General features: G+C 64.3%; 4 protein-coding genes. 3 read left to right on the forward strand and 1 reads right to left on the reverse strand.

Features of this window, described 5'->3' with window-relative positions; all coding sequences use genetic code 11:
- A partial coding sequence (locus ACOJSF_RS11455; protein ID WP_420142328.1) for a hypothetical protein occupies positions 1–996 on the reverse strand: 996 nt, incomplete at its 3' end.
- A 443-nt stretch (positions 997–1,439) separates the two neighbouring features.
- On the opposite strand from ACOJSF_RS11455, the gene ACOJSF_RS11460 reads away from it, so the two are divergent.
- From ACOJSF_RS11460 to ACOJSF_RS11470, 3 genes are all read left to right on the forward strand, one after another.
- The gene (locus ACOJSF_RS11460) at positions 1,440–2,678 is read left to right on the forward strand and encodes a class I SAM-dependent methyltransferase (protein WP_420142329.1); all 1,239 of its coding nucleotides are present in this window, start codon (positions 1,440–1,442) and stop codon (positions 2,676–2,678) included.
- A 220-nt stretch (positions 2,679–2,898) separates the two neighbouring features.
- Entirely contained in the window at positions 2,899–5,235 is a 2,337-nt protein-coding gene (locus ACOJSF_RS11465) for a glycosyltransferase (RefSeq protein ID WP_420142330.1), read from the forward strand.
- A 4-nt stretch (positions 5,236–5,239) separates the two neighbouring features.
- Positions 5,240–5,510 (forward strand): hypothetical protein (locus ACOJSF_RS11470; RefSeq protein WP_420142331.1); only part of this gene is annotated, 271 nt, incomplete at its 3' end.

The following is a 5,510-nucleotide window of genomic DNA, read 5'->3' on the forward strand; positions in this document are numbered from 1 at the left end:
ATCCGGCCGTGCGGCGGTGCGGCGCAGGCTGTCGATACAGGCCGAAAGCAGGCCCGGCGCGTCTCGCGTCTGGATGATGATCTGGATGGGGGCGGGATCCGCTGCCGCCGGATGCGGCGGGGCGGGGCGGGGGGGATCGGCGGGCGCCGAGCCCGCCCGGCTGGCCAGCACCAGCGGCACATGCGCGTAGCGCAGCGGCAGCGCCATCCGTCCCGTGGTCAGCCCTCCCCAATCGTCCGCCGCTTCACCCGCCTCGGCGCGCAGCAGCAGGAGGGGCGGACGGACTGCGGCGCGGGCGAACCAGACGGGATCGGCCATCGGCTGAAGGCAGGGATCGTGATGCGCGATGCCGTCCGCTGCCGCGGTCCAGTGATCGTGATCGGCATAGACCGCCCCGGCGCCGGTGCACGTGGCGGCGGCGTGAAGCCGCACGGCTGCATCGGGAGCGAGCCGCGTGCCGGCCTCCACCAGCACCAGCCAGTCCGCCCCTGCCGCCGCAACCGGTGCCGCGCCCTCCGTCATCACGCGGCATGGAATGTCCCTCAGCGTCTCGCGCGTGATGGCGACATAGGCCGGATCCGCGCCGCGAGCGTCGATCAGGGCCAGCAGCCGGGCGCCAGCGGGGAAGGGAGGGGCGGGGCGCCCGCCGGCCGCCGCCCAGGCCGGATAGCGCGACAGGGCATGGTCGCCGCTCTCCGCCTCGATCGCCCGCTGCACCACCGGCGGCAGCCGCTCGCGCGCGCCCATGTCGATGAGGGCCTGCGCCGCGCGCGCGCCGTCCGCCATCGCGAGAGCTTCCTGCAAAGCCGCGATCGCCGCTTCGCGTCGCCCCAGCCGGCGTTCGAGATAGGCGAGGTGGATCCACACATCCGCCTGTCCCGCCAGATGCCCGGCCGCGGTGCGATAGGCCGCGGCCGCCTCCTCCAGCGCGCCCGCCTCCTTCAGGCTGTGGCCGAGCTGGAGCCAGGCCGCGCCGTCCGCCGGATACCGCGCCACATGCGCCTGATAGGCGACGGCGGCATCCGCCCATTGCCCTGATCGCGCAGCATGACGGGCATGCTTCAACGGCGATCGCCACGGATAGAACAGTCTGCTTCTCCTTCTGGCCGGGCGGATGGCGGCATCAGCGGATCAACCGGTTTCCCGGATGAAATGCTAGCCCCGTTGCGGCGGGCAGACCAGTGGGGCCTAATGCTGCGACCGGGCGATCGCCCCACAGTCCCGCGATGGCCGTGATGGAAGGAACTTGCGTCTCGCCCGAGCCGGCGATAGCAAGCCGCGTTCCTACTCGAGCCTTTGAGAATGTCGCAGCGCATCATGACAAGGCACGGGCTGTGCAACGCCATCGGTCGATTTCGCCCAAGTTGGAACGGGTCCTGCGGCCCGTCGGTCTCGACGCGAACCGGCTATTGATGCGCCAATTTTCCTCGGAGACAGAAATGACGGGCTCTTACCAACCTCTCGAACGGTGCCGGGTCAGTGGCAGCAAGAACCTCGTCTCCGTCCTGAACCTCGGCCATCAGGATCTGACGGGCGTGTTCCCGCGCACCCCGGACGAGCCCGTCACTAACGGCCCGCTCGAACTCGTCTGGTGCCCCGAGAGCCGTCTGCTCCAGCTCGCCCACTCCTACGATCCGGGGGAGATGTATGGCGATAACTACGGCTATCGCTCGGGCCTCAACCAGTCGATGGTCCGCCACCTGACCAACAAGATCCAGACTCTGGAGAAGAAGGCGGGGCTGCAGGCCGGCGATGCCGTGCTCGACATCGGTTCGAACGACGCCACCTCGCTTAAGGCCTATCAGACGCCGTCGCTGATCCGGATGGGCATCGACCCGACCGGCGCGAAGTTTCGCGAATATTATCCTGACGATATCAGCCTGGTGCCCGACTTCTTCTCGGCCAAGGCGTTCGCCACGCTCGGCAAGCCGCGGCCGAAGATCATCACCTCGATCGCGATGTTCTACGATCTCGACGATCCGATCGCCTTCGCGCGCGACATCGCCGCCGTCCTCCACCCCGAGGGCCTGTGGCATTTCGAGCAGAGCTACATGCCCGCGATGCTGCGCACCGTCTCCTACGACACGGTCTGCCATGAGCATCTCGAATATTATTCGCTCGACGTGGTGAAGCAGATCCTAGATGCGGCCGACATGAAGGTCGTCGATGTCCAGATGAACGGCATCAACGGCGGCAGCTTCGCGGTGACCGCAGCGCACAAGAATTCCCACTGGGCGCCCAACGCGCCGGTGATCGACTGGCTGCTCGGCCAGGAGGAGCGGATGGGCCTTGATACGGTCCGCCCGTTCCGCGAGTTCGAGGATCGCGTTTTCCGCCACAAGTCGGATCTGGTCCGCCTGCTGAAGGCGCTGGCCTCGGACGGCAAGAAAGTGTTCGGCTACGGCGCCTCCACCAAAGGCAACGTGACGCTCCAGTTCTGCGGCATCACCGCCGCCGAGCTGCCGGTGATCGCGGAGGTCAATTCGGAGAAATTCGGCCGGGTGACGCCGGGCACCAAGATCCCGATCGTCTCGGAAGCCGAGGCACGCGCGATGGAGCCCGATTACTTCCTCGTCCTGCCGTGGCACTTCAAGGAAGGCATCCTCCAGCGCGAGAGGGAGTATATCGCCAAGGGGGGCAAGTTCATCTTCCCCTTCCCCGAGATCGAGATCATTTGACGCCCGGGCGGGGGCCGGGCGGTGCGTCGCCCAGGCCCGTCTTGCTGTCGCCGGCGGTGGCTGCCTTCCCTTCCGGTGGACGCTCTGGCGCCGATGCATCCACTCGTCGCTCGATCGCGCCGGCGCATCGCGGATTGACTACGGTCAAGCGACAGTGTCGATAGCGAAAAGGCTCCCCGCACGCGCCGGCCCCACCGGCAGAACCGCAGGTAATCCCTCAGTGCCGACCTCTCCGAACATCATCTATGTGGACGTAAGGCCGCTCCAGGATCCCGATTATCGTTTCCGCGGCGTGGGCCAGCACAGCACCTCGCTGCTGACGGCGCTGCGCCAGTGGGACTGGGGCGAGCGCCGCCCTGAGATGGTCGCGCTTGCCGATCCAAAGCGCGAGCCGCTCTACGCCGAACATGGCCGTTTCTTCGACAAGGTGCAGACGGGAAGCTGGCGGTCGGCCGGCCAGGGCAACTGGTTCGTGACGCTGTCGCCGATGACGCACGACCCGCTCGTCGCCTCCGAATTCCTGTTCGATCCCACGATCTTCAAGATCACCCTGTTTTACGATCTCATCCAGCTGAAATTCCCCAACCGCTATCTGCACGTCGCGGAATGGCGGACGACCTTCATGAACGCCTTCGCCTGGCTCGGCTTCTACGACGCGTTTGCAGCGATTTCCGCTGACAGCGGCAACGACCTGATCCATCACCGCAACATCGATCCGGCCAAGGTCTATGTCTCGGGCGTCGCTGTCCGTCGCTCGCTGGAGCCGCCGGACGGCGAAGTGCCGCTGCCGCGATCCGAGCGCCGCCATATCTTGGTTGCCGGCGGCGGCGACCCGCGCAAGAATCCCGAATGCGCGCTTGCCGCCCATGCGCGGACGTCCGAATGCCGAGGCGTGCCGATCCACGTCTTCGGAAATTATCCCGGCACCATGAAGGAAAGTTTCCGCCGGATCTTTGCTGAGGAAGGCGGCGACAACACACTTCTGTTCTTCCCGAAGCATCTGGGCGACGAGGAGCTGCGCCAGCTCTATCGCCACGCGATCATGACGATCGTGCCCTCGCGGGCCGAGGGCTTCTCGATCCCGATCATCGAAAGTGCCGCCGCTGGCACCCCTGTCGCGGTTTCGGCCGTCGGTGCGCATCCCGAGCTCGTCGCCGATCCCGATCTGCAGTTCGGTCCGGACGATCCCGAGAAGCTCAGCCGGATTATGGCGCGGACCGTGGGGGACGAGGGCGAATGGTCGCGCCGGCTCGAAGCGATCGCACCACTCTGGAAGAGCTATACGACAGAAGAGGTCGGCAGGCGCTTTCTCGAAGCCGTGCTCGCGCGGCAGACCGCCATCAAGCCTGTCGAGGCACCCGCGATCCGGCGCAATGCCCGTCCTCAGCTGGCGATCGTCACGCCGCTGCCGCCGGCGCAGTCTGGCGTGGCGGATTATTCCGACGCCACGCTGCAGCCGCTTGCGAAACATGCCGATCTTCATATCTTCACCGACAGTGTTGGCATGGAGCCGAAACCGGCCTATTCTTCTATCTCACCAATCAGCGCCGCAGGATATTCGCTGAAAAACTTTGATCAGCGGTTATCTGTGCTTGGAAATTCCCATTTCCATACAACCACTTTCAAATATCTTCTCGACTATGGTGGCGCCGCGCTCGCCCATGATGCGCGAATGATCGACTTCTATGTTCACGAGTTGGGGATGGACCGTACCCTGGAGATCGCGATCTCCGAGTATGGCAAGCCCCTGGCACCGGCAAATATCGTGCACTGGCTCACGCACCAGCGCGATCTTCCTGTACTATTCCTGTCCGAGATCGCCAAGGCCGCCGATCCGCTGCTCGTTCATTCCGCTGTTTCTGCCGACGGTATCGAAAAGCTCTATGGTGTGCGGCCGAAAGTGCTGCCCTTTGCCCAGTATCGACCGATGCAGCTGGAAATGATGACGCTGGCGGAGCGGCGCAGGCGCCGCGAACACTTGGGCTGGCCCGACGACCGGTTCGTCATCACCTCGTTCGGTTTCGTTTCGCCCGACAAGGCCCCTGAGCTGCTCATCTGGACGATCAAGTTCCTGCGAACTTGGAACGTCAACGCCCATCTCGTCCTGTGCGGCCTCGTCGCGGACAATATCGAGGCGGACCTCTACAAGCTTCGCGATGATCTTGGTCTACAGGATTCGGTGACGTTCTTTGAAAGGCGCACCTCCGAGCAGACGTATATCGATCATCTCGTCGCAACCGATGCCGCGATCCAGTTGCGGACCTACTTCATGGGCGGACTTTCAGGCGCGCTCAACGACTGCATTGCCGCCGGAATACCATGCGTCGCAAACGACCATCTGGCACAATCCTCGATCGCGCCGTCTTTCGTGCATCGGGTCAGCGATAATCTTTCCCCGATCCTTATCGCCGAGGCTTTCCTAGACATTATCCGTTCCGGCGAGCATCTGTCGCGACCGATCAACGAGGCACGCGCCTTTGCGGTCGATCATTCGCTCGATCGCTATGCGATCCGCATGATGGAAGCGCTCGGTTTCGACGTCGCGAAGCAGGCCTGATCCCGTGCGACCAGTCATCGTCGATATCGGGGAATTCTACGGCAACCCGTTGCGGACGGGCATCCAGCGTATGGTGTGCGAACTGCTGCGGCACTGGCCCCAGGACATACCCGTTCAGTTCGCGCGCTACGATTCACAGGTTGATGGCCTCATCACAATCTCGACCCGTGCAATTTGCTTCCTAGTGAAGATGTTTGGCAGCAACGCTTTGTCGGCGAGCCAGATCAGCGAGGAAGCACGGTTACTGGATGTCGGAATCCATTCCAGAAAAATCG

The sequence above is a fragment of the Sphingomonas sp. genome (assembly GCF_048594985.1).
In the GTDB taxonomy this organism is placed as follows: Bacteria; Pseudomonadota; Alphaproteobacteria; order Sphingomonadales; family Sphingomonadaceae; genus Sphingomonas_I.